The 26,778-nt window shown below is 72.4% G+C and carries 21 protein-coding genes; 6 read left to right on the top strand and 15 right to left on the bottom strand.

The features are described 5' to 3' along the window. Positions 1–69: 69 nt before the first annotated feature. Entirely contained in the window at positions 70–1,500 is a 1,431-nt protein-coding gene (locus ACIBO1_RS08575; RefSeq protein ID WP_396742765.1) for a pyridoxal-dependent decarboxylase, read from the top strand. 112 nt (positions 1,501–1,612) lie between these two features. Here ACIBO1_RS08575 and ACIBO1_RS08570 read toward each other — a convergent pair whose 3' ends face one another. The 5 genes from ACIBO1_RS08570 to ACIBO1_RS08550 all read right to left on the bottom strand — a co-directional run bounded on the left by ACIBO1_RS08570 (position 1,613) and on the right by ACIBO1_RS08550 (position 6,314). After that, entirely contained in the window at positions 1,613–2,590 is a 978-nt protein-coding gene (locus ACIBO1_RS08570) for a sulfite exporter TauE/SafE family protein (RefSeq protein ID WP_396742763.1), read from the bottom strand. Between the two features lie 246 nt (positions 2,591–2,836). After that, positions 2,837–3,298 carry an Rrf2 family transcriptional regulator gene (locus ACIBO1_RS08565; RefSeq protein ID WP_350696461.1) on the bottom strand — a complete coding sequence of 154 codons (462 nt, stop codon included), beginning with the start codon at positions 3,296–3,298 and terminating at the stop codon, positions 2,837–2,839. A 59-nt stretch (positions 3,299–3,357) separates the two neighbouring features. Further along, complete coding sequence (locus tag ACIBO1_RS08560; protein ID WP_396742760.1) at positions 3,358–4,245, bottom strand: acyl-CoA thioesterase; 888 nt, start codon at positions 4,243–4,245, stop codon at positions 3,358–3,360. Continuing rightward, the gene (gene pyk / locus ACIBO1_RS08555) at positions 4,242–5,690 is read right to left on the bottom strand and encodes a pyruvate kinase (protein WP_396742757.1); all 1,449 of its coding nucleotides are present in this window, start codon (positions 5,688–5,690) and stop codon (positions 4,242–4,244) included. The genes ACIBO1_RS08560 and pyk overlap by 4 nt, the downstream gene beginning before the upstream one ends. Positions 5,691–5,945: 255 nt before the next feature. Further along, positions 5,946–6,314, bottom strand: a complete 369-nt coding sequence (locus ACIBO1_RS08550; protein ID WP_117227117.1) for a YciI family protein — start codon at positions 6,312–6,314, stop codon at positions 5,946–5,948. Positions 6,315–6,565: 251 nt separating this feature from the next. On the opposite strand from ACIBO1_RS08550, the gene ACIBO1_RS08545 reads away from it, so the two are divergent. Then, the gene (locus tag ACIBO1_RS08545; RefSeq protein WP_396742753.1) at positions 6,566–7,438 is read left to right on the top strand and encodes an aldo/keto reductase; all 873 of its coding nucleotides are present in this window, start codon (positions 6,566–6,568) and stop codon (positions 7,436–7,438) included. Positions 7,439–7,684: 246 nt separating this feature from the next. Here ACIBO1_RS08545 and ACIBO1_RS08540 read toward each other — a convergent pair whose 3' ends face one another. After that, positions 7,685–8,584: an esterase/lipase family protein gene (locus ACIBO1_RS08540; protein ID WP_396742750.1), complete on the bottom strand. Its 900-nt coding sequence runs from the start codon at positions 8,582–8,584 to the stop codon at positions 7,685–7,687. A 235-nt stretch (positions 8,585–8,819) separates the two neighbouring features. Beyond that, positions 8,820–9,629, bottom strand: a complete 810-nt coding sequence (locus ACIBO1_RS08535) for a TerC family protein (protein ID WP_396742747.1) — start codon at positions 9,627–9,629, stop codon at positions 8,820–8,822. Between the two features lie 149 nt (positions 9,630–9,778). On the opposite strand from ACIBO1_RS08535, the gene ACIBO1_RS08530 reads away from it, so the two are divergent. Then, on the top strand, positions 9,779–11,131 hold the full coding sequence (locus ACIBO1_RS08530; RefSeq protein ID WP_396742744.1) for a pentapeptide repeat-containing protein: 1,353 nt from the start codon (positions 9,779–9,781) through the stop codon (positions 11,129–11,131). Positions 11,132–11,226: 95 nt separating this feature from the next. On the opposite strand, the gene ACIBO1_RS08525 is transcribed toward ACIBO1_RS08530, so the two are convergent. Next, positions 11,227–12,030: an aminotransferase class IV family protein gene (locus ACIBO1_RS08525; RefSeq protein ID WP_396742741.1), complete on the bottom strand. Its 804-nt coding sequence runs from the start codon at positions 12,028–12,030 to the stop codon at positions 11,227–11,229. 25 nt (positions 12,031–12,055) lie between these two features. Here ACIBO1_RS08525 and ACIBO1_RS08520 point away from each other — a divergent pair, with 25 nt between their 5' ends. Both ACIBO1_RS08520 and ACIBO1_RS08515 read left to right on the top strand, forming a co-directional pair. Further along, positions 12,056–12,448: a MerR family transcriptional regulator gene (locus ACIBO1_RS08520; protein WP_396742738.1), complete on the top strand. Its 393-nt coding sequence runs from the start codon at positions 12,056–12,058 to the stop codon at positions 12,446–12,448. Between the two features lie 184 nt (positions 12,449–12,632). Next, the gene (locus tag ACIBO1_RS08515) at positions 12,633–13,724 is read left to right on the top strand and encodes a J domain-containing protein (protein WP_396742735.1); all 1,092 of its coding nucleotides are present in this window, start codon (positions 12,633–12,635) and stop codon (positions 13,722–13,724) included. A gap of 17 nt (positions 13,725–13,741) precedes the next feature. Here ACIBO1_RS08515 and ACIBO1_RS08510 read toward each other — a convergent pair whose 3' ends face one another. From ACIBO1_RS08510 to gltB, 7 genes are all read right to left on the bottom strand, one after another. Further along, positions 13,742–14,164, bottom strand: coding sequence for a hypothetical protein (locus ACIBO1_RS08510; RefSeq protein WP_396742732.1), 423 nt, complete (start codon positions 14,162–14,164; stop codon positions 13,742–13,744). A gap of 24 nt (positions 14,165–14,188) precedes the next feature. Then, the gene (locus ACIBO1_RS08505) at positions 14,189–14,452 is read right to left on the bottom strand and encodes a DUF6244 family protein (protein WP_350696440.1); all 264 of its coding nucleotides are present in this window, start codon (positions 14,450–14,452) and stop codon (positions 14,189–14,191) included. A 206-nt stretch (positions 14,453–14,658) separates the two neighbouring features. Then, positions 14,659–15,621, bottom strand: coding sequence for a hypothetical protein (locus ACIBO1_RS08500; RefSeq protein WP_396742729.1), 963 nt, complete (start codon positions 15,619–15,621; stop codon positions 14,659–14,661). A 3-nt stretch (positions 15,622–15,624) separates the two neighbouring features. After that, on the bottom strand, positions 15,625–18,252 hold the full coding sequence (locus ACIBO1_RS08495) for an FtsK/SpoIIIE domain-containing protein (protein WP_396743287.1): 2,628 nt from the start codon (positions 18,250–18,252) through the stop codon (positions 15,625–15,627). Positions 18,253–18,443: 191 nt separating this feature from the next. Continuing rightward, a complete protein-coding gene (locus ACIBO1_RS08490; protein ID WP_396742726.1) occupies positions 18,444–19,244 on the bottom strand; it encodes an SGNH/GDSL hydrolase family protein in 801 nt (266 codons plus the stop codon). A 214-nt stretch (positions 19,245–19,458) separates the two neighbouring features. Continuing rightward, on the bottom strand, positions 19,459–20,967 hold the full coding sequence (locus tag ACIBO1_RS08485) for a glutamate synthase subunit beta (RefSeq protein WP_396742723.1): 1,509 nt from the start codon (positions 20,965–20,967) through the stop codon (positions 19,459–19,461). Beyond that, complete coding sequence (gene gltB / locus ACIBO1_RS08480; protein ID WP_396742720.1) at positions 20,960–25,690, bottom strand: glutamate synthase large subunit; 4,731 nt, start codon at positions 25,688–25,690, stop codon at positions 20,960–20,962. Before gltB ends, ACIBO1_RS08485 begins: the two co-directional genes overlap by 8 nt. Before the next feature lie 149 nt (positions 25,691–25,839). Here gltB and ACIBO1_RS08475 point away from each other — a divergent pair, with 149 nt between their 5' ends. Then, positions 25,840–26,685 carry a GNAT family N-acetyltransferase gene (locus tag ACIBO1_RS08475; RefSeq protein ID WP_396742717.1) on the top strand — a complete coding sequence of 282 codons (846 nt, stop codon included), beginning with the start codon at positions 25,840–25,842 and terminating at the stop codon, positions 26,683–26,685. The last annotated feature ends 93 nt before the right edge of the window (positions 26,686–26,778 follow it).

Below are 26,778 nucleotides of genomic sequence, written 5' to 3'. Positions count from 1 at the left end.
CAAGCGCTTTCTCGACACAATCGCGCCGGATGCTTGCCACCACGTCCCCCTTCTTGATCGACTCACGCCATGGCAGGGCACATGACACCCGACGAGTTCCGTCAGGCCGGGTACGCGGTCGTCGACTGGATCGCCGACTACTGGGCCACCCTCGACAAACGGCTGGTCACCTCGCCGGACCCGCCCGGCACCGTCGCCGCCCGGCTACCGGCCGGACCGCCCACCCACGGCGAACCCCTGGAGGCACTCCTCGCCGACCTGGACTCGCTGGTGACGCCCGGGCTCACCCACTGGCAGCACCCCGGCTTCTTCGGCTACTTCCCGGCCAACACCAGCGGACCCAGCGTGCTGGGCGACATGGTCAGCGCCGGGCTCGGCGTGCAGGGGATGCTCTGGGCAACCGGCCCGGCCTGCACCGAGATGGAGACGGTGCTGCTCGACTGGCTGGCCGACCTGATGGACCTGCCGCAGAGGTTCCGCTCCACCGGCCCCGGCGGCGGGGTCATCCAGGACTCCGCCTCCTCCGCCACGCTGGTGGCCACCCTGGTGGCGGTGCACCGGGCCGCGCGGGGACGGTGGCGGCAGGTCGGCGTGGACCGGCGGTACCGCGTCTACACCTCCACCGAGGGGCACTCCTCTGTGGAGAAGGCGGCCCGCATCGCCGGGCTCGGCGCCGACGGCGTACGGCTGATCGAGGTGGACCCGGACACCCGGGCCATGTCGGCGTCGGCGCTGCGCGCCGCGATCGAGGCGGACATCTCCGCCGGGGTGATTCCCGCCCTGGTGGTGGCGACCGTCGGCACCACCTCCACCACCGCCGTGGACCCGTTGCCGCAGATCGGGCCGATCTGCGCCGAGCACGGCGTCTTCCTGCACGTCGACGCCGCGTACGCGGGCTCCGCCGCGGTCTGTCCCGAACTGCGGTTCGGCCACGACGGGCTGGAGTACGCCGACTCCTACTGCTTCGACCCGCACAAGTGGCTGCTGACCGGCTTCGACTGCGACGCGTTCTGGGTGGCCGACGCCGGTGAGCTGGTCGAGGCGTTGACCGTGCTGCCCGAGTACCTGCGCAACGCGGCCACCGAGTCCGGTGCGGTGATCGACTACCGGGACTGGCAGGTGCCGCTGGGCCGGCGCTTCCGCGCGCTCAAGCTGTGGTTCGTGCTGCGCTGGTACGGCGTCGAGGGACTACGGGCGCACATCCGCAGCGGTGTCGCCCTGGCCGCCCGCTTCGCCGACCGGGTACGCGCCGACGACCGCTTCGAACTGGTCACCGGGCACCCGTACGCCCTGGTCTGTTTCCGGCTGCGCGGCGACGACGAACCGAACGAGCGGCTGCTGGCGGCGGTGAACGCCACCGGTCGCGTCTATCTGACGCACACCCGGGTCGCCGGCCGGCACACGCTGCGGCTGGCCGTCGGCGCGCCGCAGACCACCGAGGTCCACGTGGACGAGGCGTGGGAGTTGGTGTCGCAGGCCGCTCGCACCGACGCCGACTGAGTCGGGCACCGGCGCGAGGTCCGGGCCGGGACCACCCGGGCCGCGGGCGCGGGCCCTCGGCGTGCCGGGAGCGGGTCGCCGAGGGCGGTGCGGCAGCGGGTGACGCGGGCGGTCAGCGGTCCGCGCCGGAGAGGGCGCGGGTGCTGCTGTCGGCCTCGGTCGGCGCGGCGTCCGCCTCGGCGGGCGACGTGGCAGCGTCGGTCGGTGCGGTGGCCGCCGCGAGCGCGTCCGCGCGGCGGGTCCGCCGCAGCACCCGCACCGCCAGCACCAGCGCGGCCGCCCAGCCGGCGGCCAGCAGCAGGTAGACCACCACCGGCACGGCGCTGGGCAGCTCGGCGGCGCCCAGCAGGACGCGGGCGTTGGTCAGCACGATCACGCCGCCGACCGCCGCGCCGAGCATCTGGGCCGGGATGATCCGCACCAGGTAGGCCGCGATCGGCGCGGCGATCAGACCACCGGCGAGCAGGGCGAGCACGATCGGCAGCAGGAAGCCTTCGGTGCCGAGGCCGATCAGGAAGCCGAGGCTGGCCGAGGAGGCGACGACGAACTCGGAGGTGTCCACCGAGCCGATCACCTTGCGCGGCTCCATCCGCCCGGACGCCAGCAGGGCCGGCGTGGCGACCGGCCCCCATCCGCCGCCGCCGGTGGCGTCGACGAAGCCGGCGACCAACCCGAGCGGGCCGAGGAAGCGCCCGCGCAGCCGGCCCGCGGCCGGGTTGCGGCGCAGCGGCCGGGAGAACCGGACGAGCAGGTACGCGCCGAGGGTGAACAGGATGGCGGCCATCCAGGGGGCAGCCGAGTCGGTGGAGAGCCAACTGAGGAAGGTGGCCCCGGCGAACGCGCCGATCGCGCCCGGCAGGGCGATGCGGCGTACCACCCGCCAGTCGACGTTGCCGAACCGCCAGTGCGCCGCTCCGGAGGCGAGCGTGGTGCCGATCTCGGCCAGGTGCACCGAGGCGGACGCCGCAGCCGGCGCGATGCCGACCACCAGCAACAGGGTCGTGGACGTCAGTCCGTAGGCCATGCCGAGCGCACCGTCGACCAGCTGCGCGGCCAGCCCGACCAGTGCGATGACGAGCAACTTGCGCACGGACGCCCCCTACTTTTCGGCATCTCCTATCAACTTGGTCGAGAATGCGGTACGCAGTGCCCTCCGGTCAACCCCCTGATCGGTCAGTGAGACGACGCATGGATGTCGCACCCCGGACCGCGCGCGTGATCGTGGCAGTGCACCTGCACGACACGCCGGGCCGGGACCACCTACGCCGCCACGGTCAGGGCCGTCGGCTTTCCCGGCGAGCGGGATCAGGGCCGTCGGCTCCCCCGGTGGGCGGGATCAGGTCCAGGCGCGCGGGTCGGCGACCAGCTTGGTGACCTGCTCGGGCAGGGTGCCCTGGGCCACGTCGGCCACGGTGACCAGTTCCAGGATCTGGCGTTCGCTGGCGCGCAGGGCGATCCAGACGTCCTGCAGGGCGCGGGCCGCGCCGTGGTAGCCGAGTTGTTCGGGGCGCTGGCCACGGATGTGGGCCAGTGGTCCGTCGATCACCCGGATCACCTCGGCCAGGGAGATCTCCTCGGCCGGACGGGCCAGCCAGTAGCCGCCCTCCGGTCCCCGCTGTGCCTGCACGATGCCGCCCCGGCGCATCTGCAGCAGGATGCTCTCCAGGAACTTCGGAGGGATCTCCTGGGCGCGGGCGATCTGGTCGGCGGTCACCGGGCGACCGCGCCCGGCCCCGGTCACCGAGGCCAGCTCGGTGACCGCGCGGAGGGCGTAGTCCACCCGAGCGGAGAGTCGCATGCCGGACAGGTTAGCGGGCCGCCCGATCCGGCCGGACGATCACCCCTTGACCGATCGGTTTACTCCCCCACCCGGCGCAGCAGACCCTCCTGCACGACGCTCGCGATGTGCCGGCCGTCGACGGTGAACAACTGGCCGGTGGCCAGACCGCGCGCACCGGAGGCGGACGGGCTGCCGCAGTCGTAGAGGAACCACTCGTCGGCGCGGAACGGGCGGTGGAACCACAGGGCGTGGTCCAGGCTCGCCCCGACCACCCCGCCCGGCCCCCACACCTCACCGTGTACGGAGAGCACCGAGTCGAGCAGGGTCAGGTCGGAGGCGTACGTGAGGGCGCAGGCGTGCAGCAGCGGGTCGTCGGGAAGTTTGCCGTCGATCCGCATCCACACCCGCTGGTGCTTCTCGGCCGGGCGGTCGCCGGGGCGTACCCAACCGGGTTCGCCGACGTACCGCACGTCGATCGGGCGCGGGATCTGCCCCCAGATGCCGAGCCGTTCCGGATAGCGGGCCAGCCGGTCGGACATCGTCGGCACGTCCTGTGGGGCGGGCACGTCCGGCGGGACCGGGGTCTGGTGGTCGAGCCCCTCCTCGTGCCGCTGGAACGAGGCGGACATGAAGAAGATCGGCTTGCCGTGTTGCAGGGCGACCGAGCGGCGGACCGAGAAGGACCGGCCGTCGCGGATGTTCTCCACCTCGTACGCGATCGGCTCGGCCGGATCCCCGGCCCGGACGAAGTAGCCGTGCAGCGAGTGGACCACCCGGTCCGGGGCGACGGTGCGCCCGGCCGCGACCAGTGCCTGGCCGGCGACCTGACCGCCATAGACCCGCTGCGGGCCGACCGGAGGACTCATCCCCCGGAACGACATGGTGCCCGTCGACTCCAGGTCGAGCACCTCCAACAACTGGTCGACGGCGGCCTGGCCGACGATGGTCCCCTCGCCTTCGGTCACTGCAACGCCCTCGCGGTGGCGGCGTCGACGAGCGATCCGAGCTGGTGCACCCGCAGCGTGTTGGTCGAGCCGGGGCTGCCGGGCGGGCTGCCCGCCACGACCACCACCAGGTCACCGGGGTTGCCCCGGTTGAGTCCGAGCAGCGCCTGGTCGACCTGCCGGAACATGTCGTCGGTGTGCTGGACGAACGGCATCAGAAAGGTCTCCACGCCCCAGCAGAGGGCGAGCTGCTGGCGCACCTCGGGGACCGGGGTGAAGGCCAGCAGCGGCAGGTCGCAGTGCAGCCGGCTGAGCCGACGCACGGTGTCACCGGTCTGCGAGAACGCGACCAGCGCCTTCGCCCCGATGGCCCGGGCGATGGAGGAGGCGGCGACGGTGAGCGCTCCGCCGTGCGTACGAGGGTCGTGCTGGAGCCGGGGCACGGCGATGGACCCGGCCTCGGTGGTGGTGACGATCTTGGCCATGGTGCTGACCGTGAGCACCGGGTACTTGCCGACGCTGGTCTCGCCGGAGAGCATCACCGCGTCGGCACCGTCGAGCACGGCGTTGGCCACGTCGGAGGCCTCGGCGCGGGTCGGCCGCGAGTTCTCGATCATCGAGTCGAGCATCTGGGTGGCCACGATGACCGGCTTGGCGTTCTCGCGGCAGAGCTGCACGGCGCGCTTCTGCACCAGCGGGACCTCGTCCAGCGGCAGCTCCACGCCGAGGTCGCCACGGGCGACCATGACCCCGTCGAAGGCCAGCACGATCGCTTCCAGGTGGTCGACGGCCTCCGGCTTCTCGACCTTGGCGAGTACGGGCCGGTGCACGCCGACCTCACTCATGATCGAGTGGCAGAGCTTGATGTCGTCGGCGGAGCGGACGAACGAGAGCGCCACCAGGTCGACACCGAGACCGAGCGCGAACCGCAGGTCGGCGGCGTCCTTCTCGGAGAGGGCCGGCACGCTGACCGCGACGTTGGGCAGCGAGACGCCCTTGTTGTTACTGACCGGCCCGCCCTCGGTGACCAGCACCCGGATGTCGTTGCCGGTCACGTCGGTGACCTCGACGGCGACCCGGCCGTCGTCGATCAGCAGCCGGTCACCGGGCTTGACCTCCTGCGGAAGGCGGCGGTACGTGCAGGAGACGCGCTCCTTGCTGCCCAGGATCTCGTCGCCGGTGATCACGACGGAGTCGCCGGTACGCCACTCGTGCGGCCCGTCGGCGAACCGGCCCAGCCGGATCTTCGGTCCCTGCAGGTCGGCCAGGATCGCTACCGGCTGACCGGTCGCCTCGGCTGCCTCCCGGACGAGCCGATAGACGGCCTCGTGGTCGGCGTGGCTGCCGTGGCTGAAGTTGAGCCTCGCCACATTCATGCCGGCCTCGACGAGCCCACGGATGCGCTCGGGCGACGAGGTGGCGGGGCCAAGAGTGCAGACGATCTTCGCGCGGCGTGTCACGCCCATCAGGCTAGTCTCTCCTCCAGGTCGGACCACGGGCCGACCCCTTGCGCATGGCGGAACGATTGTCCAACGCTGCGCGCCGTAACGCGCGCAGCCGGCGGGCGAAAGCCGCACCGGACGTCAACGGCGGGCAACAGCGACCGCGCGCCGGAATGGTACGCCCCTGACACCAATGGGCGGCGAGGCGCTCCACTCCGGTGACCGAGGGTACTCGCGACATCACGGTACGAAGATCGTCCGCCGAATCCCGTCCCCGCCTCAGCTTTCTGTCTTGGCCAGCGGAAACTCCAACGAGCCCGCCGGGCAGAGGAAGGTCATCACGTCCACCCGGTAGAGCTCGGCCTGCACGGCCGGGTCGGCCTCCATCACGCTGCGTACGTCGTCCACGGAGCCGGTGCGCGCCAGCCCGAATCCGAGCGGCGGGTCCGGTTCCCGGGCGTCGTTGCCGTCCACCGCGCCGGCCACCAGGATGATCCCCCGGCGCTGCAACGCCGCCATGTGCTCGGCGTGCTCGGCCTGGAGGCGCTGGATGGTCTCGGCCGGCAACGCCCGCCCGGCGGCACCCGGATACAGCACGATGCACTCGAACGTGTCGAGCGCGAAGTCGACCCGCGGCTCTCCTGCCATCACGTTCCTTTCCGCAGCTCACCCGCGCCCTGCGGCGGCACGCACGGCGGTACCCCCGAGCGTCTCACGCCACCGGTGACCGGCACCGGCAGCTCATCGGATTCCACCCAGCCGTGCCGGTTGATCAACATGGTCGGGGCGGGCCACGATCGGATACCCGCTCGCGGCGGTGTATCCGCCGCACCAGGGGAAAGGTGTATCCCAGGGTGACCAGCGCCGGTCATCGACGAACGACACGATGGGAACGACGAATGGCGAGCGAGACCGACCCGCGACCCGCGAAGTCCTCCGGCACCTACCGCATCGGCGGTGAACTGACCGTCGACCGGCTCGGCTACGGGGCCATGCAGATCACCGGCCCGGGCGTCTGGGGTGACCCGAAGGACCCGGCCGAGGCTGTCCGGGTGTTGCGCCGGGCCTACGAGCTGGGCGTCACCTTCATCGACACCGCCGACTCGTACGGGCCGTTCGTCTCCGAGCTGTTGATCAAGAAGGCGCTGCACCCGTACGCCGACGATCTGGTCATCGCGACCAAGGCCGGCCTCACCCGCAGCGGCCCGGGCGTGTGGCGCCCGGTGGGTCGACCGGAGTATCTGCGCCAGCAGTGCGAGCTGAGCCTGCGCCACCTGGGCCTGGAGAGCATCGCGCTCTACCAGTTGCACCGCATCGACGCGAAGGTGCCGCTGGAGGACCAGCTCGGCGAGCTGGTGCTGCTGCGCCAGGAAGGCAAGATCCAGCACATCGGGCTCTCCGAGGTGACCGTCGCGCAGGTCGAGGCGGCCCGCCGGATCGCGCCGATCGTCTCGGTGCAGAACCTCTACAACGTGGCCGACCGCAGCGCCGAGGAGGTGCTGACCTACTGCGAGGCGAACGACATCGCGTTCATCCCGTGGTTCCCGATCGCCACCGGCGAGCTGGCCCGCCCCGGCGGCCCGCTGGACGCCATCTCCACCGAGCACGGCGCGACGCCCGCCCAGCTCGCGCTCGCCTGGCTGCTGCGCCGCTCGCCGGTGATGCTGCCGATCCCCGGCACGTCGTCGGTGGCCCACCTGGAGGAGAACGTCGCCGCCGCCACCATAGAGCTGACCGACGCCGAGTACGAGTCCCTCGCCACCGCCACCTGACCCACCCCACGACCCTCACCGCCACGACTCTCCGCGCGACGGCCCTCCGCGCGACGGCCCTCCGCGCGACGGCCCTCCGCGCGACGGCCCTCCGCGCGACGGCCCTCCGCGCCGATCATGGAGTTGTGGTGGCGACGAAACGGGCGCAATCGCCACCTTTCTTCGCCACAACTCCATGATCGCCGAGGCGGGCGGGGCGGGATGCGGGCGGGGAGGGGCGGGGGCGGAGTGGGGTGGGAGGGGTGGTCAGAGGGCCAGGCAGGCGGGGTTGACGGGTTGGTCGCGGAGGGCTTGGCGGATCACGGAGTACGTGGTGCCGTCGGCCACCAGACCGAGGTGCCCGACGACGCGGAGTGGACACCTGGACTGGATCAGCACGTTCGTCGCCCCGTCGGCCAGCGTGGCGTTGTCGACCGGGCGGACCAACTCGTCCTGCCAGGTACGCACGGTGGTCCAGCGGACCTGGCCGGGGGTGTCGTCACCGGCGTTGAGGGCGGCGAGGAACGGCGAGCCGATCGTCATCTGCTGGCAGGCGACCACTCCCGCACAACTGCCCAGGCCGAGGAAGGCCACGATGTTGGCGACGTACGTGCCGTACTGCGGGGTGCCCAGGCTGACGTACCGCCCGACGGCGTCCCCGCCGCCCAGGTTCTTGATGTAGTAGCGGCTGACCAGGCCGCCTTCGGAGTGGGCGACCAGGTCGACCTTTGCCGCGCCGGTGCCGGCGCGGATCTGGCTGACAAAACTGCGCAGGCTTCCGGCGGACGCGGTGATGTCGCCGAGCCCGAGGTTCGGCAGCGGATAGATCCAGACGCGGTACCCGTCGGCGCGCAGTCGCGCGGCGAGCGGTTCGTAGACGGCGGCGAAACCGCTGAGCCCGCCGACGACGATGACCGGGTTGGCCCCGGCGAGGGCCCGCAGTCCGTCGGCGGCGGCGGGGATGGGGTCCCCGGAGACGGAGCCGACCGAGGCAGCGCTTCCGGGAGTGACGCCGGTGGGCCTGGCGGCTCCGGAGACGGTGGCGGCGGTCGCGTTCGCTGGTGTCGCCGCACCGTCGGGGACGGTGCGGGCGGCGGCGGCGGCGGGGAACGTCAGCACGGCGGTGAGGGCGAGGGCCAGGACGGGGACAGCCTTTCGGAGCAGCATCGCTGCACCTCCCAAGGGGGATCCCGGGATCTCCGGGTGGAGGTGGTGGGGGTGTCCGATCGACCGTGCCTCGATGATGCGGGCCACAATCCGGAAACGTCAATGAAAAGTTACGCGCGGGTAGCGATCTCTTCGCCGCCACCGCACGAACACCGCGGAGAGCGGAGCACACCGCCGGACGGCGGACGCCGCACGCACCGACCGGGTGCGTGCGGCGTCCAGAGTGGTACGGGCGTCAGCCGGCCGGGGCCTTCTCCGGCTCGGGCTCGGCCTCGGGTCGGGCGTGACCGTTCTTGACGTACGTCGGGTGCAGTTGCACCGGCTGGTTCTCCTGACGGCGTCGCTGACGCGACCGGACCCGCAGGTTGAGGAACTCCACGAAGATCGAGAAGGCGATCGGGCCGTACACGTAGCCCTTCGGGATGTGCTGGTCGAGACCCTCCGCGATCAGGCTGGCGCCGATGATCAGCAGGAACGACAGGGCGAGCATCTTGACCGTCGGATGCTGGTTGACGAAGGCGCTCACCGCATTGACCGAGACCAACATGATGATCATCGCGATCACCACGGCGGCCACCATGATGGCGAGTTCGTCGACCATGCCGACCGCGGTGATCACCGAGTCGAGCGAGAAGACCACGTCCAGCACCAGGATCTGCGCGATGACCACACCGAACGAGGCGGCCTTCTTGCCCGACTTGGCGTGGTCGGATCCCTCCAGGTGCTCGTGGATCTCGTACGTCGCCTTGCCGACCAGGAACAACCCGCCGAGCAGCAGGATCAGGTCCCGCCCGGAGATCTCCTGTCCGAGCACGGTGAACAGCGGAGCGGTCAGGCCGATGATCCAGGACAACGAGGCCAGCAGGATCAGACGGGTGATCAGGGCGAGCGAGATGCCGATCATCCGGGCGCGGGCCTGCTGATGCTCAGGTAACCGGCCGGACAGGATCGAGATGAACACGACGTTGTCGATGCCCAGCACGATCTCCAGCAGGAGCAGGGTCGCGAACGCGATCCACAGCTCGGGACTGGTCAAGAATTCCATTCCATCCTCGACTTCCAGACCGCCGCCGGGTGGGCCCCCGGAGACATCGGCGGATCTGCGTACGCATGGCGTACCGTGCCGGAGGTCCCGCCGCAACCCCAGACGGGCGGCACCGGCGGACGGCGCAGTTCGATGGCATGCTGTGAGCCGTGCGCGGCACCTCGCCCCCCGACGAGCGTCTCCGGGTCATGCCCTGGTGGCTGATCCTGATCGGGCTGCTGGTCGCCGCCCTGCTTGGCTGGTGGGTGCTGGACTGGCTGCTCGGTGAGGCCGACCGGGCCGCCGCCCCGGACACCCGGGCCGGCCTGCGCATCGACGCGATCCGCACTGGACTGACCGTGGTCGCCGGCACCGGCGGCGGGCTGGCCCTGCTGCTCGCCGCCCGCCGGCAGTGGATCAGCGAGCGGGCGCAACGACACCAGGAGACCGTCGCCGCCCGGGACCAGGAACACCGCGACCGGGTGCAGGCGCACGTCGAGGCGGTCGCCGAGGCCGGGCAGCGGCACCAGGAGAGTCAGGCCGACGCCGCCGCGTACGACGCCGCCGAGCGCCGACTCACCGAGCTGTACACCCGGGCCGTGGAGCTACTCGGCAACGACAACGCGGCGGTACGCCTCGGTGGACTGCACGCCCTGGAACGCCTCGGTCAGGACAACCCGGCACAGCGCCCGACCATCGTGGCGGTGCTCTGCGCGTACCTGCGGATGCCGCCGCCGGACGACGACGCGCGCGAGTCGGAGGTACGCCGTACCGCGCAGCGGGTGGTGACCGCGCACCTGCGCGCGGACGGCGACGCGTTCTGGCCCGGTATGCGACTGGACCTGACCGGCGCCCGCCTGCACGACCTCGACGCGTCCGGGTGCACCCTCGACGACGCCGACCTGACCGGTGCGACGTGCACCGGCGTCACCCGGTTACGCGGTGCCCGGCTCGGTGGTCGGTTGGTGCTCGCGGCCACCTTCGACGAGCTGGTGCTGGACGCGGTCACCGGCGACGCGGAGATCGTGCTGGACGACGCCCGGGTCACCGGCGGGCTGTACGCCGACGACGCCGAGTTCGGCGGGCGGGTCACCGCCCGGCACGCCACACTCGGCGAGACCTTCTGGCGCGGCGCCACGTTCCGCCGGTCGGTCACCTTCGACCACGCCACGTTCGGCGGCAGCGCGTTCTTCCCCCAGGCGTCGTTCCTCGGCGGACTGTCCATGGAGCACACCGCCTTCGGCGGCCACGTCGATTTCCGGAGCACCCACTTCGCCGACCTGGCCCTGTTCCGCTGGACCGAGTTCGCCGCCGATGTCTGGTTCACCGGCGCCCACTTCCCCGGCACGGCGAACTTCGGTCGTGCCCGCTTCCACGGCCCGGTCAGCTTCGAGTCCGCCACGCTGGCCCACCGCCCCCGGGTCGACCGGGCCCGCGCGACGACGTCCGCCGCCCACGTCTGGCCCGACGGCACCACGGTCGCGCCCCTGGACGACGACTGGCTCCTGCTCACCGACCCGTGAACCGGGCCGAGCAGTTCGGCCTGGACTCCCCCACCCCCGCCCCCGCCCCGTCGCCGTCGCCGGTGAGCAGGAGCCCGTTTGTCATGCCCCTTTCCTCATGGCGAGGTGAGCGGTTCGGCCCGGTAGGCCCGGTGCAGCAGGGACACGAAGGACGGCGCCTCGGGCAACGGCACCGCGTCGATCCGGTGCACCGGCACACCCGGCGTCCAGGAGTTCATCACCACGCACCCCGCCATCGTCGGCAGGTCGGCAACGGTGACCTCCTGCACGCGCTGCGGGACGCCGAGGCGGTCCACCTGGCGGCGGACGATGCCCATCGTGGTCCCGCCGAGCATCTCCGCGTCGGGCCACACCACCGACGTGCCGTCCCAGAAGGCCAGGTTCCAGATCGTCCCCTCACTCAACCGTCCCCGCCGGTCGACGAAGGCGGCGTCGTCGGCACCTCGCCCCACGGCCTGACGGAGAAGATGCGTCTTGGCCACCTCGCCGACGTGTTTCACCTCCGGGAGGACCCGTTCGTACTCGACCGTCGCCAGCGTCAGCGGCCCCGGCGGCCCGGAGGCCGCCGGCCCGGTCCGGACCAGCACCGCCAGTTCGTCGTCCGGAGCGGGCAGGGTGAACTCGCCCGCCGACGAGTACACGGTGGCCAGCAACGAGACATCGTCCGGGCTCTGCGCCAGCGCCGCCCGAAGGTGGGCACGGACCCGCTCGTCGGGCACCACCCGACCGAACATCCGTGCCGAGGCGGACCGCAGCCGCTCCAGGTGCAGGTCGAGGCCCCGCACCTGTCCCCCGCGTACCTGCATGGCGGTGAAGTGCGCGTGGCCCGCGAAGGCCAGCGGCGCCAGGTCCTCAGCGGTCGCCGTCCGGCCGTCGCGCTGCACAACGAAGTACGTCATATCGGCACCGTACGATCTGACATCGGTGTCAGTTTCCAGTGCGGATGAGGCAGATCACATCGGGATGAAGATCGGCGAACTGTCACGCCTCACCGGCGTCAGCCCCCGGCTCCTGCGCTACTACGAGGAGCAGGAACTGCTCACCTCGGACCGGACCGGGCGTGGCCACCGGCGTTACACCGGCGACGCCCCGATGGTGGTCGGCCACATCCGGGCGCTGCTCGCCGCCGGGCTGACCACCAGCGTCATCCGCGAGGTGCTGTCCTGCGTGCGGGGCCCCGGCCTGGAACTCGAACACTGTGCCGCACCGACCCTGTCGGACCAGCTCCGCAGCCTCGACGCCCGGATCTCCACCCTCCAGAACGCCCGGACCGCGCTCGTCCGACTCCTCACCACCACCGCCGAACAGCCCAGGTGACCACCACACCTGCCCGTCGGCCCGGATCGTGGCAGTGCAGCTGGCACCGGCCCGGCGTGTCGAACAGCTACAGTGCCACGCTCCTGCTCGGTGGGTCGCAGGCGATTCGACGACCGCGCGGATCGACGGACACTGTTACCATCGCCGCAGCCAACGCTCCGCACTCGTGAAGACCGGCGAACACATGTCTCCTGACGGCCAGGATCCGTACCTTCTCCTCGGCGTCACCCGGGATTCGACGCCGGCACAGATTCGGGAGCGCTATCGCATTCTCGTGCAGGTCTGGCACCCGGACCGGCACCAGTCGAGTCCGGAGAATGTCCGAGCCGAGGCGACCCGGCAGATGCAGCAGATCAACGCCGCGTACAAACTGCTCCTCGACGGTCATGGTCGGGACAGCCGCGAAGATCGGACCAGCGGCGGCGGGACCGGCAGCGGCGGCGGGAACGGTCAGCGCGAGACCTTCGAGCAGGAACAGGAGCGGCGCACACGGGAGCGCGACGCCCACGAACGGGACATGCGGGAACGCGAGGCCCGTAGGCGTGCCACCGAGGAACGGGAGGCGCGCGAGCGCGAGGCCGAGGAACGCGAGGCCCGCGAACGCGAGACGCGCGAGCGGGAACGGCAGGAACGCGAACGGGAGGCCCGCGAACGCCAGCATCCCTCGGCACGGTGGACACATCCGTCGTACGATCCGGCGGCGCTACCGGAGTCACCGGCCATCCGCCCGATCACCGTGTCACTGCCGAACGGCGAGGAAGGGTACACACTCCGGGCGTACGTCGACGATCAGAAAGAGCAGGCCCTCTTCCTCGGTGCCGACGGTGACCTGCTCCTGTTCCGGTCACCGGAATCGTTGCACCGGTATCTGACCGAGCCCGGAGCCCACGAACTGGCCGCCGTACCCGGTTGGGACGATTTCATGAACTGGGCGCTCCGGACGGGGATGCGCGACGACGACGAGCAGTCGTACGACTTCGACCTGATCGTCTACAACCTAAGGTTCCCGATCACCGAATGGGTGCCGCGTCTGTTCATCGGCCACCGCGACCTCGTCCTGGAACTCGCGGAGGCGTTCGAGTGGGACGACGTACGCCGCCTGTTACGCGTGGGATCGCCGCTTGACGAACTCGACGATCTGATGCGCGTGGCGGACCGGCCGCTCAGCGGGTGGAAGGCACGCCGCCAGCTCGGCCAACTCCAGTCTGGGCCCGTCAACCGTGCCTGGCGACAGGTGATCCGGCTCGTCGGAGCCCACGTCCGCTGGCTGCGGTGAGCAGGTCGCCCCGGCGGTCACGCCACGTCGTCGGGGGCGACGCGTACGGCCAGCGCGGTCGCCGCGAGCGCCTCGGCGAACTCCGGGGTCGTCAGCACGGTGACGGCGACACCGGGTCCGACCAGCCAGAACGCCTGCACATCGTCGGTCAGCCCAGGACCGTCGCCGTGCGGGAACTCGGTCAGCCGCCACTGCGCCGGATCACGCTCGTGATACTCGGTAAGGAAGTCGCGCACCGCGTCGAGGTCGGCCAGGCGCTCACCCCGCAGCACGTGGACGCGGAGGTCCACCTGGTGGCCGTCGGCCGTCGGCCGCTCCCAGAACCGGCTGGTGAGGCGGACGTCCTCCCACTCGCTGGCGAAGTCCGACACCTCGTCGCCGACACCGGGCGGCACGTGCCCGATGTGGAACCCGTCGACCGTCCCGCCGTCGCGGTCCACCCGCCACCTCCTTGATCGCCCCGGTCAGTTGCCCAGCGCGCGTACCTTGGTGATCGTCTCCTGGACGTGCTGCCGGGCCGGGCCACCGCCCTCGGCGGCCTGCGCGAGCGCCTGCCGGTACGAGTCGATCATCCCGATCAGCGGACCGGCGGCCACACCCTGCAACGCGCCCGCGACGAGTTGCCGCGCCTCGGCCGCATCCTGGGCGGCGGCGGCCGTCTTCGCCTTCGCCTCGTCCAGCTTCTGCGCGGCTGCCGCCAACCGGGCGATCATCTCCGCTGCGCTCACATGCCCTCCCCGGCTCGACCGCCCCCGCGACCACACAGGAGCGTACGAGATCCGTCCCCACACCGCGACCACCCGCACCGCGCACCGGGGTTCACTGAGAGGTGGGTAGATCTGTTGTCGTTCCAGCGACAACAGATCTACCCACCTGAAACACGCAGCGCAGCCGGGCCACGCAGCGCAGCGACCATGCCGGCGCAGGGGCCGGGTCAGCGCAGCGCGCGGAACAGCAGCAGGTAGCCGCAGTAGGCGAGCGGCACGGCGAGGAAGCAGAGCAGGAAGCCCAGCAGCGGGTACCGGGGCGGCGTGGCGGCACCGCTGGCGGGCCGCCCCCACTTGCCGAGCACCAGCCAGGCGCCGATCAGGGCCGCTGCGGGCAGACCGGCGCACATCCAGGCGATCAGGGTGCCGAAGCCGACCGCACCGACGCCGGAGGCGAGCACCATCACCAGCATCAGCACCACGGCGACACCGGAGAAGCCGAGGTACACGGCGACCGCCCGAGCCATCGGCGACCAGCCCGGCAGCAGCGCCGGCCGCTGGGCCAGCATCTCGGCCTGCTGGGCGTACCTGTCCGCCTCGTCCGCCCAGCGCCGCGCCAACTCCAGCTCCGTGGCCGGGTCGACCGTTCCGGCCCGCTGGGCCGGCACCCCCGCCTCCGTCGCGCTCACCGCCACCGGCAACGCCCGGTCCGTCTGCCCCGACTGCGGGTACGCCCCGACACCCGACCGCCCCGGCGCGGCGGCTGCGCCGCCGATCCCCACCGTCCCCGGCGAACCCGACGGGCCCCCGGACACCGGCTGGTGGCCGGCGGCAGCCGGTGGCTCGGGCATCCCCGAGACCGACCCGGCACCCGACGTTCCGCCCGACGGCCCGGAATCGGGCGATCCGGAGACCGGCACACCCGACACCGGCGCGGCACCCGGGGGCATCGGCGGGCCGGAACCGGGCGGGAAACCCGGCGGCGGGACCGCGGTGCCCGGGTCCACGCCGATGGTGCGGCCGAGGTGGTCGAGGCGCTGGCCCTGGGCGAGCAGGCGTCGGTGCAGGTAGTCCACGGTGGCACCGAGGTGACGGTGTCGTTCGGTCTTGGCGGCGGTGTCCTGTTCACCGGCGCGCTGCTGTGCGGAGAGGTGCCGCAGCAGCGCGGCGTACTCGTCGAAGCTGGACACGCCTCACTCCTGCCCGTCGGGGGTGTGCCCGTCCCGGGCGAACGGCACGATCAACCGGACCCGCTGGTCGTGCCGGTCCACCAGCAGCGCCCGGTCGGCCCGGGGCGTGTACGCGAGGTCGTGCACGCCGAGGTGCAGACCGAGGTCGGCGCCGGGCACGTTCAACGCGACCAGGCAGGCCACGTCGTCGCGGTTCTGGGTGCCGCCGAGGTCGTCGGCGAGTCGACGCAGGCCACGCCACCAGCCGAGCAGGTGTACCCCGTGGCCGGGGCCCTGGCGCAGCAGGGTCCGCAGGTCGTCGTGGCCGGAGCGGAAGGTCGCCGGATCGGTCTCGGCGAGCCGTCCGGCGGCGGCGTCCACCCCGAACACCACCAGATAGGTACGCGCCGCAGCGACCGGTCCGCCGGACGGCGCAGACGGGTCGGGCGCGCCGGCCCCGGGCACGCCGGGATCGGACGTACCGGCGTCGGGAGTGGCGGCCCCGAGGGTGCCGATCCGGGCGCGCAGGGCGGCGGTGTCGAGCCGCTGCACCGGATGCCCGGCGGCGGTGAGTTCGGCGGCGGTGTCGTCGGCGGCCGAGTCGGCGGCGGCGACCAGCGGGGCGAGCAGGAAGGTTGCCTCGCCGGGGGTGTGCTGCCGGGCGAGGCTCAGAGTCGCGGCGCGCAGCACCTCGGCACCGGTGGGCGAGGTGCCCACCACGGCCAGGTGCCGGCCGGGGGCGGTGTCCATGATGAACATGGCGGTGGTGCCGTCCACGTCGACCGTCCGGCCGACCAGCGCCAGGGGACGCCGTCCGCCGGGGCGTAGACCGGTGAAGGTGGCGTCGGCCTCGACGCGCGCGGTGTCGTACCCCCGGAACACCGACGGTGGGCGCGCGCCGGGCGGGCGGGCCTGCCACAGGTCGTGCCGTAGCCGGGTCAGCTCGCCACCGGCGGCGTGCGCGTCGGGGAACCGGATCACGGTGTTCGCGCCGGGCGCACCGGCGGCGGTGTTGACCACGGCTGAGCCGACCGGCAGCGTCGCCGCCGCGTCGTTGAGCTGGTCGAGCACTCCCCCGCCGCCGGCCAGCGCCACCCGCAGCGCGAACTGACCGAAGACCGCCTCGGCCCGCCCGTAGAGCGCCTCGATCCCCGTCGTGCTCTGGCTGGCGAGCACCAGGTGTACGCCGTACGAGCGGCCCTTGCGGGCCAATTCCTCCAGCAGGTCCACCGATTCGCGGGCGAGCGGGTCGTTGGCGGCCAGCAGCACCTGGAACTCGTCGATCACGGCGACGATCCGGGGCACCGGCGTGTCGGCGGGCAGGTCGGCGAGCTTGGTGACGCCGTGGCGTTTGAGTGCGGTGGCCCGCCGGTGCAGTTCGCGGCGCAGCTCGCGGAGCACGGCCACGCCGTACTCGCGGTCGCTCTCGATGCCGACGGCACGGGCGTGCGGCAACCACGACGGGTCGTGTCCGGTGGGGACGAACTCGGTGAAGCTCACCCCCTCCTTGAAGTCGAGGAGGTAGAGCTGCAACTCGGCCGGCGAGTAGCGGGCGGCCAGGCCGTAGAGCACGTCGAGCAGGAAGACCGTCTTGCCGGCGCCGGTGCGTCCGCCGACCAGCCAGTGCGGGGTGGCGTCGTCGAAGGCCATGCTGAACGGGTCGCGTCCGGCGCGGCCCACCACGGTACGCAGGCCGGCGCGGGCGGAGGCGGTCCAGCGCTGCCCGGGCAGCAGGTCGGCGAAGCTGACCGCCGCGCCGCGCCGGGCGGCGTCGCCCAGGTGGGTGGCGAGGGCGGCGACCGAGGCCGGCGGCGCGTCGCCGTCCAGACGCACCGGGACGCTCAGCCCGCTGCCGTCGGCGCTGAACGGCGTTCCGGGCGGGTCACCGACCCGGGCCAGCCTGCCGACGTCCCCGGATGACGGCCCGCCCTGCCCGCCACCGACGTGGGACTGGTCGCCGGCCAGCCGCACCACGGTGGTGTGGCCCAGGGGTGGCGCGGACTCCCCCGGGCCGGTCGCCGGCCAGCCGGCCAGCAGGACGCAGACCGCTGCGGCGGGCCCGGCGTGGGTGAGCGCGGCGAGCCGGGCCGCCTCGCGGGGCGACGGGACGGACGCGGCGACCACCAGCAGGAGTTCCTGGTCGGGCCGGTCGGCGCGACGCGCGTCCCGGGCGTGCTGTTCGGCGGCGTCGAGCAGGGCGGTGACATCGGCGTCGGTGGTGGCCGGTGGGTCGATCACCCCGGCGTCGGTCAGGGGCCGCAGTGGACCGAAGGTGGCACCGAGAGCGGCCGTGTCCAGCCCGGCGACCCGGACGCCGCCGGGCGCGGCGGTGGCCAGCAACCGCAGCACGAGTGCCCGCAGCAGGGCGGCCACGGCCGGGTCACGGGCGTCGGTGTCGACCGCCAGATGGTGCCCGGCACCGAGCGGCAGCAGCACCGGGAATCCGCCACCGGCGACGACCGCTGCACCGACGCGTACCGGCACGGGCTGGTGCACCAGGGGCGTACCCGGCGTCGGGGTGGCCAACGCGGTGCCGACCCGGGCCAGCCGGGCCACCAGGTCGGTGTCGGCCGCCGGGGTGATCGGCACCGCACCGCGCAGCGCGTCACGGGCGGAGTCGAGGTGGGCCCGGGCGGCCCGGTGGGCGGCCATCGCCTGCCCGTACGCCGACGCGAGCCTGCCCAACGTGTGCCCCTCCGCCGACGGCCGCCTGGTCCGCTGAAACCCTAACGGACAGCGGCGATCCGGGCACGGTCCCGTCACCGCCGGGCGTGTGATGAAAGGAAGGGTCCCCTGCTAACGCCTCGTGTATAGCAGGGGACCCTTCCTAACATCGCGAGCGGTCAGCCGGTGACCGCGTTGAGCGCGGGCAGGTAGCCGTACCGGTAGCCGTCGGCGTTGGGGTGGTACGCCTCGATGACGCCGGTGACGTCGCGGATCCATGGCTGGGCGCCGCAGACGCCGTGGCCGGCGAAGGTGGGCCGGGTGTCGGCGAAGGTGGCGCCGGCTGCGGCCGCCCGGTCGGCGGTCACCTCGGCGAGGACGTCGGCCGCCTCGTTGAGGATGGTGCGCTTGTAGGTGCTCATCGCCAGCAGCCCGCAGGAGCGGGTCTCGAACAGACGCGGGTAGCCGAGCACGATCAGCCGTGCGTTCGGAGCGCGCTCGCGGATGGCCGCGTACGTGCGGTCCAGCCGGGCCGGAAGGGTGCCGGTGGCGAAGGCCTTGGCCTCGTTGACCGCGCTGGTGCAGGTGGAGGTGCTGCCGAACCGGCAACTGGTCATCACGTCGGCGAATCCGGCGTCGTTGCCGCCGACGGTGATGGTGACCATCGTGGTGGTGGCGCTGAGCGCGCCGAGTTGGTTGGCGAGCACGTCGGCGGTGACCGCGCCGCCGCAGGCCGGGAAGCGGAAGCTGGCCACCGCGTTGGCGGCGGCCCACAGTGGCGCGTACGACTTCTGGCTGCGTAGGCAGGTGGACAGGTCGTACGGGCCGGCGCCGACCCCGGAGGAGTACGAGTCGCCGAGCGCGACGTAGTGCACGGGTGCGGCGGCCTGGGCGGCGGTGGGGACGGCCAACGCGCCGAGGGTGGCGGTGGCGAGGGCGACCAGCGTGGCGAGGGCACGGGCCAGCGGACGGTGGGACATGACGGACCTCCACAGAGGGTGGTGGTGGAGCCCGTGGACCGCGCGCGTGGCCAGGGGTTGTTACTAGCCGGTAATGCTATCGAAACATGCAGATGAAGTGAATAGCCCGCGCTTCGCAGACACGACACGCCCGGCCGATCGCGGCCGGGCGTGTGTGTGCGGTTGTTAGGAGGGGTCCCCTGCTATGCACGAGGCGTTAACAGGGGGCCCTTCCTTACACAGCGAGGGGTTGGGACGTGGCGTGCACGGGTGCCGGGAGGGTGCCGACACCACCGAGGTACTCGTGGATCGCGGCGGCGGCGGCCCGGCCCTCGGCGATGGCCCAGACGATCAGCGACGCTCCCCGGTGCATGTCACCGGCGACGAAGACCCCGTCGGCCTCGGTCTGCCAGTCGCCCCGCGAGTCGATCGCGCCCCGCGCGTTGCGGGTCACCCCGAACTGGGTCAGCAGCGGCTGCGCCTCGGTGCCCTCGAAGCCGATGGCCAGCAGCACCAGGTCGGCGGGCAACTCCCGTTCGGTCCCCGGGACAGTGGTGACGATGCGCCGGCCGTCCCGCTTCTCGACGGTCACCTCGGCGATCCGCACCGCACGGACCGCACCGGTGCCGTCGTCGACGAACTCCTGCACCGCGACCGCGAAGACGCGCTCGCCGCCCTCCTCGTGCGCCGCGTACTCGCGCAGCACCCACGGCCAGGTCGGCCACGGGTCGCGCGCCTCGTCGCGGGCCTGCGGCGGTCGCGGGTACAGGTCGAGCTGGTGTACGCCGGCCGCGCCCTGCCGGTGCGCCACCCCGAGGCAGTCGGCCGCGGTGTCGCCACCACCGATGATGACCACGTGCTTGCCGGCCGCGTCGATCGGCGTACCGTCCGGCAGGGTGGCCAGCGCGGGACGGCCCGCGCCGGCCGCGGCGACCACCCGGTTGGCGGCGACCAGGTGCGCCATCGCCTGGTGCACCCCGCGCAGCTGCCGGCCCACGGTGTCGGTGTCCCGGCCCTGCAACGCCCCGCAGGCCAGCAGCACCGCGTCGTGCTGGCCGCGGAGCTGCGCGGCGGTGACGTCGACGCCGACGTTCACGCCGGTCCGGAACACCACGCCCTCGGCGGTCAACTGCGCCAGCCGGGCGTCGATGTGCCGCTTCTCCAGCTTGAAGTCGGGGATGCCGTACCGCAGCAGGCCGCCCGGGGTGTCGTCGCGCTCGTACACGGTGACGGCGTGCCCGGCACGGGCGAGTTGCTGCGCGGCGGCCAGCCCGGCCGGGCCGGAGCCGACCACCGCCACCGACCGCCCGGACGGGGTCGGACTCGGCTGCGGGGTCAGCCCTCGGGCCACCGCGGCGTCGGCGATCTCCACCTCGACCTGCTTGATGGTCACCGGGGCGCCCCCGCCGATGCCGAGCACGCAGGCCGACTCGCAGGGCGCCGGGCAGAGCCGGCCGGTGAACTCGGGGAAGTTGTTGGTGGCGTGCAGCGACTCCACCGCCGCGTCCCAGTTGCCGGTGCGGACCAGGTCGTTCCAGTCCGGGATGCGGTTGCCCAGCGGACAGCCGGCGGTGTCGCTGTGGCAGAACGGGATGCCGCAGTCCATGCACCGGGTGGCCTGCTCGCGGATCAGCTCCTCACCGGCGGGCGGGTAGACCTCGCGCCAGTCGCTGATCCGCACCGGTACCGGCCGACGCGCCGGCATCCGCCGGGGGTAGCGCAGGAAACCGTTCGGGTCAGGCACGAGCCACCTCCTGGGCGATCGCCCGCGACGCGGACGGAACCGGCATCGACGCGGGTGCCGCCTGCGGCGGCTGCGCGGTCGGTGCGAGCGCACTCATCACCGCGTCGTCGACGTTCTGGCCGGCGGCTTCGGCGGCCCGCATGATCTCCATCACCCGGCGGTAGTCCCGGGGTACCACGGCGGTGAATTCCTCCACCGCTTCCGGCCAGCGCTTGAGCAGCGCCTCGGCGACCGCCGAGTCGGTCTCCGCGAAGTGCCGCTGCACCAGCTCGTGCAGCCGGACCCGCTCCTGCTCGCCGGGGGCGGCGAGGTCGACCAGCTCGGTGTTGACCCGCCGCCGGTCGAGGTTCCAGACGAACGCGGTGCCGCCGGACATACCGGCCGCGAAGTTGCGCCCGGTCGGGCCGAGCACCACCACCGTGCCGCCGGTCATGTACTCGCAGCCGTGGTCGCCGACGCCCTCGACGACGGCCACCGCGCCGGAGTTGCGCACCGCGAACCGCTCGCCCACCCGGCCACGCAGGAACACCTCGCCCTCGGTGGCGCCGTACAGGATGGTGTTGCCGGCGATGATCTGGTCCTCGGCGCGCCGGCCGACCTCGGCACCGGTGCCGACGAACGGCGCCGACGCGTCCGGCCGGACGACCAGCCGCCCGCCGGAGAGGCCCTTGCCGACGTAGTCGTTGGCGTCGCCGTGCAGCCGCATGGTGACCCCGCGCGGCAGGAACGCGCCGAACGACTGCCCGGCCGTGCCGCGCAGGGTGAACTCGACGGTGTCGGCGGGCAGCCCGGCACCGCCGTACCGGCGGGTCACCTCGCCGCCCAGCATGGCGCCGACGCTGCGGTGCTCGTTGCGGATCGTCACCTCGGCCCGAACCGGACCGACCGGCGTCCCGTCGGCCGGTGACGCGTCCAGCACCGGGGCGGCCAGCGCGATCAGCTCGTTGTCCAGCGCCAGCTCCAGGCCGTGGTCCTGGGCCCGGACGCCCCGGCGCGCGGCGCCCTCCGGCAGCTCCGGCAGATGCAGTACGCGACCGAGGTCGACCCCACCGGCCTTCCAGTGCGCGACGGCGGGCGCGACGTCGAGCAGCTCGGTCCGGCCGATCGCCTCGTCGATGCTGCGCAGGCCCAGCTCGGCCAGGTAACCGCGGATCTCCTCGGCGAGGAAGAGGAAGAAGTTCTCCACGAACTCCGGCTTGCCGTTGAAGCGCTCGCGCAGCACCGGGTTCTGGGTGGCGATGCCGACCGGGCAGGTGTCCAGGTGACACACGCGCATCATCACGCAGCCGGAGACGATCAGCGGCGCGGTGGCGAAACCGAACTCCTCGGCACCGAGCAGCGCCGCCACCACCACGTCCCGGCCGGTCTTGAGCTGGCCGTCGACCTGCACGGTGACCCGGTCCCGCAGCTTGTTGAGCAGCAGCGTCTGCTGTGCCTCGGCCAGGCCCAGCTCCCAGGGGGTGCCGGCGTGCTTGAGCGAGTTCAGCGGGGAGGCGCCGGTACCGCCGTCGTGACCGGAGATCAGGATGACGTCGGCCTTGAGCTTGGCCACCCCGGCGGCCACCGTGCCGACACCCACCTCGCTGACCAGCTTGACGTGCACCCGGGCGGCCGGGTTGACGCACTTGAGGTCGTGTACGAGCTGGGCGAGGTCCTCGATCGAATAGATGTCGTGGTGCGGCGGCGGCGAGATCAACCCGACCCCGGGAGTGGCGTGCCGGGTCCGGGCGATCCACGGCCACACCTTGTTGCCGGGGAGCTGACCGCCCTCGCCGGGCTTGGCGCCCTGGGCCATCTTGATCTGGAGGTCGTCGGCGTTGACCAGGTATTCGCTGGTGACGCCGAAGCGGCCACTGGCGATCTGCTTGACCGACGAGCGGCGGGCCGGGTCGTAGAGGCGCTCGACGTCCTCGCCGCCCTCGCCGGTGTTGGACTTGCCGCCGAGCCGGTTCATCGCGATCGCCAGGGTCTCGTGCGACTCCGCCGAGATCGACCCGTACGACATGGCGCCGGTGGCGAACCGCTTGACGATCTCGCTGACCGGCTCGACCTCCTCGATCGGCACCGGCGTCCGGTCGCCGGTCCGCAGCCGGAACAGCCCGCGCAGCGACCCGGCCTTCGCGGCCAGCTCGTCGACCTTGGTGGTGTACGCGCGGAACACGTCGTACTGCCGGGTCCGGGTGGCGTGCTGGAGCAGGAAGACCGTCTCCGGGTTGAACAGGTGCAGCTCGCCCTCGCGACGCCACTGGTACTCACCGCCGACCGGCAGCCCGTCGGCGGCCTCGGCGCCCGGCGGCGGCCAGGCCAGCGCGTGCCGGGCGGCCACCTCGGCGTGGATGCCGTCCAGCCCGACGCCGCTGATCGTGCTCGGCGTGCCCCGGAAGTACCGCTGCACCAGGCGGGTCTCCAGGCCGACCGCCTCGAAGACCTGCGCCCCGCAGTACGACGACACGGTGGAGATGCCCATCTTGGACATGATCTTCAGGACGCCCTTGCCGAGCGCCTTGACGTAGTTGCGGATCGCGGTCCGCGGCTCGACCCCGGCCAGCGACCCGGTGGAGATCATGTCCTCGACCGACTCGAAGGCGAGGTACGGGTTGACCGCCGCCGCGCCGTAGCCGATGAGCACCGCCGCGTGGTGCACCTCGCGGCAGTCCCCGGACTCCACGATGAGCGCCACCTGGGTCCGCGTCTGCTCCCGGACCAGGTGCTGGTGCACCGCGGCGGTGAGCAGCAGGGACGGGATCGGCGCGAGGTCGGCGTTGGAGTCCCGGTCGGAGAGCACCAGGATGCGGACGCCGTCCTCGATCGCCTCGGAGACGTGCCGGCAGATCTCGGTCAGCCGGGCCTTGATGCCGGCGCCGCCGTCCCGGATCCGGTAGAGCCCGGAGACCCGGACCGCCTTGAAGCCGGGCAGGTCACCGTCCTCGTCGACGGAGAGGATCTTGGCCAGCTCGTCGTTGTCGATCACCGGGTAGGGCAGCACGATCTGCCGGCAGCTCGCCGGGCCCGGGTCGAGCAGGTTGCCCTCCGGCCCGATGGTCGTCGCCAGGCTGGTCACCAACTCCTCGCGGATGGCGTCCAGCGGCGGGTTGGTGACCTGGGCGAAGAGCTGGTGGAAGTAGTCGTAGAGCAGCCGTGGCCGGGTGGACAGCGGGGCGATCGGGGTGTCCGTGCCCATCGAGCCGATCGGCTCCGCACCGGTGCGGGCCATCGGGGCGAGCAGGATCTTCAGCTCCTCCTCGGTGTAGCCGAAGGTCTGCTGGCGACGGCGTACCGAGTCGTGGGTGTAGACCTCGTGCTCGCGGTGCGGCAGGTCGTCCATCTCGATCAGCCCGGCGTGCAGCCAGTCCGCGTACGGCTGGGCGGCGGCCAGCTCGGTTTTGATCTCGTCGTCGTGCACGATCCGACCGGCGGTGGTGTCGACCAGGAACATCTTGCCGGGCTGGAGCCGGCCCTTGGCGACCACGGTGGCCGGGTCGAGGTCGAGCACGCCCGCCTCGCTGCCCAGCACCACGAGTCCGTCGGCGGTCTGCCACCAGCGGCCCGGACGCAGCCCGTTGCGGTCGAGCACCGCGCCGACGATCTCGCCGTCGGTGAAGGCGACCGAGGCCGGGCCGTCCCACGGCTCCATCAGGCTGGCGTGGAACCGGTAGAAGGCGCGCTTGTCGGCGGCCATGTCCGGGTCGTTCTCCCACGCCTCCGGAATCATCATCAGCACCGCGTGCGGCAGGCTGCGCCCGGCCAGGTGCAGCAGCTCCAGGACCTCGTCGAAGTTGGCCGAGTCGGAGGCTGCCGGGGTGCAGATCGGGAAGACCCGGCGGATGTTGCCGGACAGCTCCGGCGTCCGCAGCAGCGCCTCGCGGGCCTGCATCCAGTTCCGGTTGCCGCGGATCGTGTTGATCTCACCGTTGTGCGCGATGAACCGGTACGGGTGCGCCAGCGGCCAGGACGGGAACGTGTTCGTGGAGAAGCGCGAGTGCACCAACGCGATGGCGCTGTCCACCCGCTCGTCGGTCAGGTCCGGATAGAACGCGGGCAACTGGTCCGGGGTGAGCATCCCCTTGTAGACCATGGTCCGCCCGGACAGCGACGGGAAGTACGCCGGGACGCCGCGCTCGGCCGACTCACGCTCGGCCTGCTTGCGGACGCAGAACGCGACCCGCTCCAGCTCGATGCCGCGCAGCGGGGAGCCGGCCGGACCGGCGGGGGTGCCGGTCAGCCGGTCCGCGGCGAGGAACAGCTGCCGCACCCGGGGCATCGCTGCCAGGGCCGTCTCGCCGAGGTCGGAGGCGTCCACCGGGACGTCCCGCCAGCCGAGCAGCTCGGCACCCTCCACCAGGGCGTACTTCTCGATCACCTGGCGGGCGCGGGCCTCGGCGGCGTCGTCGTCCGGGAAGAAGACCAGGCCGGTGGCGTACTCGCCAGCCGGAGGCAGCGGGAAGTCGACCACCGCGCGCAGGAAGGCGTCCGGAACCTGGATCATGATGCCCGCGCCGTCACCGGTGTTCGGTTCGGCGCCCCGGGCACCTCGGTGGTCCAGCCGACACAGGGCGCCGAGACCGCTGGCGACCACCGTGTGCGAGCGCCGGCCGTGCAGGTCCGCCACGAATGCCACACCACACGCGTCGTGCTCGTGGGAGGCGTCGTACAGGCCGGCAGGGGACGCTACCTGGCCGTCGCGCGGTGCCGGCTGGGGGTGGTGTGGGTACGCAAAGGCCACCCGGGCCTCCTGTCGTCACTCAGGCGTGGATCATGGTCGGGACGACGTCGGCCCTGTATCGGACTATTGAGTCTACGTTAGGGCGCGGTACGCAAGGCCAGTGCAGATTGATCACACCGTCCAGACTCTGGGACGTGTAGTCTCGCGCGGTGGATAGACCGTACGCCGACCTGCTGGATCGGCTGGAGCGCTTCTACGACGCGGTGCCCCGCGACGCCGCCCGCGCGGAGGAACACGGCGGGTGTGTGCTGTTCGTCCGCGAAGGCCCCGGATGGCCGTTCTATGCCCGTCCACGCCTCGGTGCCGACCGACCGCCCTCGCTGGCCGACCTGACGACGGTTCGCAACCGACAGCGGGAACTCGGCCTGCCCGAGGCCCTGGAATGGGTGCACGAGATCAATCCGGACCTGCTCGCGGTCGCCCGCTCGGCCGGACTCGGCGTACTGGAAGCCCCGCTGATGGTGCTCGACCCGGAGGCCGTCGGCGACCCGGCGACGTACACCGACGTACCGGTGCGGATGCTGGCCGCCGCCGCGCCGGACCTCGCCGCCGACGTGGCCGCCCGCCGGGCCGTCGCGGCCGTCGGCTTCGCCGCGCCCGGCACCAGCCGAGGCGCCGGCGGCCCGGCCGAACGCGACGCCGCCATGATCGGCCTCGACGTCGCCGCCCTGGACGAGGAACGGGCTCGGATCGCCGACGGCAGTCGACTCTCCGCCCTGGCCGAGACCCCCACCGAGGGCGCCCTGGCCAGCGGGATGGCCATGCGGGTCGGCGATGTGGCCGAGATCGCCGGAGTGGCCACCCTGCCCAGCGCGCGCCGTCGGGGCCTGGCCGCTGCGGTCACCGCCACCCTGGCCCGCGCCCTGCTCGCCGACGGCACCGGCCTGGTCTTCCTCTCCGCCGGCAGCGAAGAGATCGCCCGGGTCTACCTGCGCGTCGGCTTCCGCCGCATCGGCACCGCCTGCATAGCCGAACCCGCCACAGTCACCCCCTGACCGCCCCGCCGCGTTGGTCACCCACCGCTGCGTTGATCAAGAGGTTTGGTCGCTCCCGGAGATCAACTAGCGCCAAAACCTCTTGATCAACGC

This window comes from Micromonospora sp. NPDC049903 (genome assembly GCF_044460945.1).
Lineage (GTDB): Bacteria > Actinomycetota > Actinomycetes > Mycobacteriales > Micromonosporaceae > Micromonospora.
This window is presented reverse-complemented; position numbering and strand designations above follow the sequence as displayed.

Bases quoted from the DNA above. Each gene is read 5' to 3' on its own strand.
- ACIBO1_RS08575 (WP_396742765.1), top strand. From the start codon at position 70: ATGGCAGGGCACATGACACCCGACGAGTTCCGTCAGGCCGGGTACGCG.
- ACIBO1_RS08565 (WP_350696461.1), bottom strand. From the start codon at position 3,298: ATGCGACTCTCCGCTCGGGTGGACTACGCCCTCCGCGCGGTCACCGAG.
- pyk (WP_396742757.1), bottom strand. From the start codon at position 5,690: ATGGGCGTGACACGCCGCGCGAAGATCGTCTGCACTCTTGGCCCCGCC.
- ACIBO1_RS08550 (WP_117227117.1), bottom strand. From the start codon at position 6,314: ATGGCAGGAGAGCCGCGGGTCGACTTCGCGCTCGACACGTTCGAGTGC.
- ACIBO1_RS08545 (WP_396742753.1), top strand. From the start codon at position 6,566: ATGGCGAGCGAGACCGACCCGCGACCCGCGAAGTCCTCCGGCACCTAC.
- ACIBO1_RS08540 (WP_396742750.1), bottom strand. From the start codon at position 8,584: ATGCTGCTCCGAAAGGCTGTCCCCGTCCTGGCCCTCGCCCTCACCGCC.
- ACIBO1_RS08535 (WP_396742747.1), bottom strand. From the start codon at position 9,629: ATGGAATTCTTGACCAGTCCCGAGCTGTGGATCGCGTTCGCGACCCTG.
- ACIBO1_RS08525 (WP_396742741.1), bottom strand. From the start codon at position 12,030: ATGACGTACTTCGTTGTGCAGCGCGACGGCCGGACGGCGACCGCTGAG.
- ACIBO1_RS08515 (WP_396742735.1), top strand. From the start codon at position 12,633: ATGTCTCCTGACGGCCAGGATCCGTACCTTCTCCTCGGCGTCACCCGG.
- ACIBO1_RS08495 (WP_396743287.1), bottom strand. From the start codon at position 18,252: ATGGCCGCCCACCGGGCCGCCCGGGCCCACCTCGACTCCGCCCGTGAC.
- ACIBO1_RS08490 (WP_396742726.1), bottom strand. From the start codon at position 19,244: ATGTCCCACCGTCCGCTGGCCCGTGCCCTCGCCACGCTGGTCGCCCTC.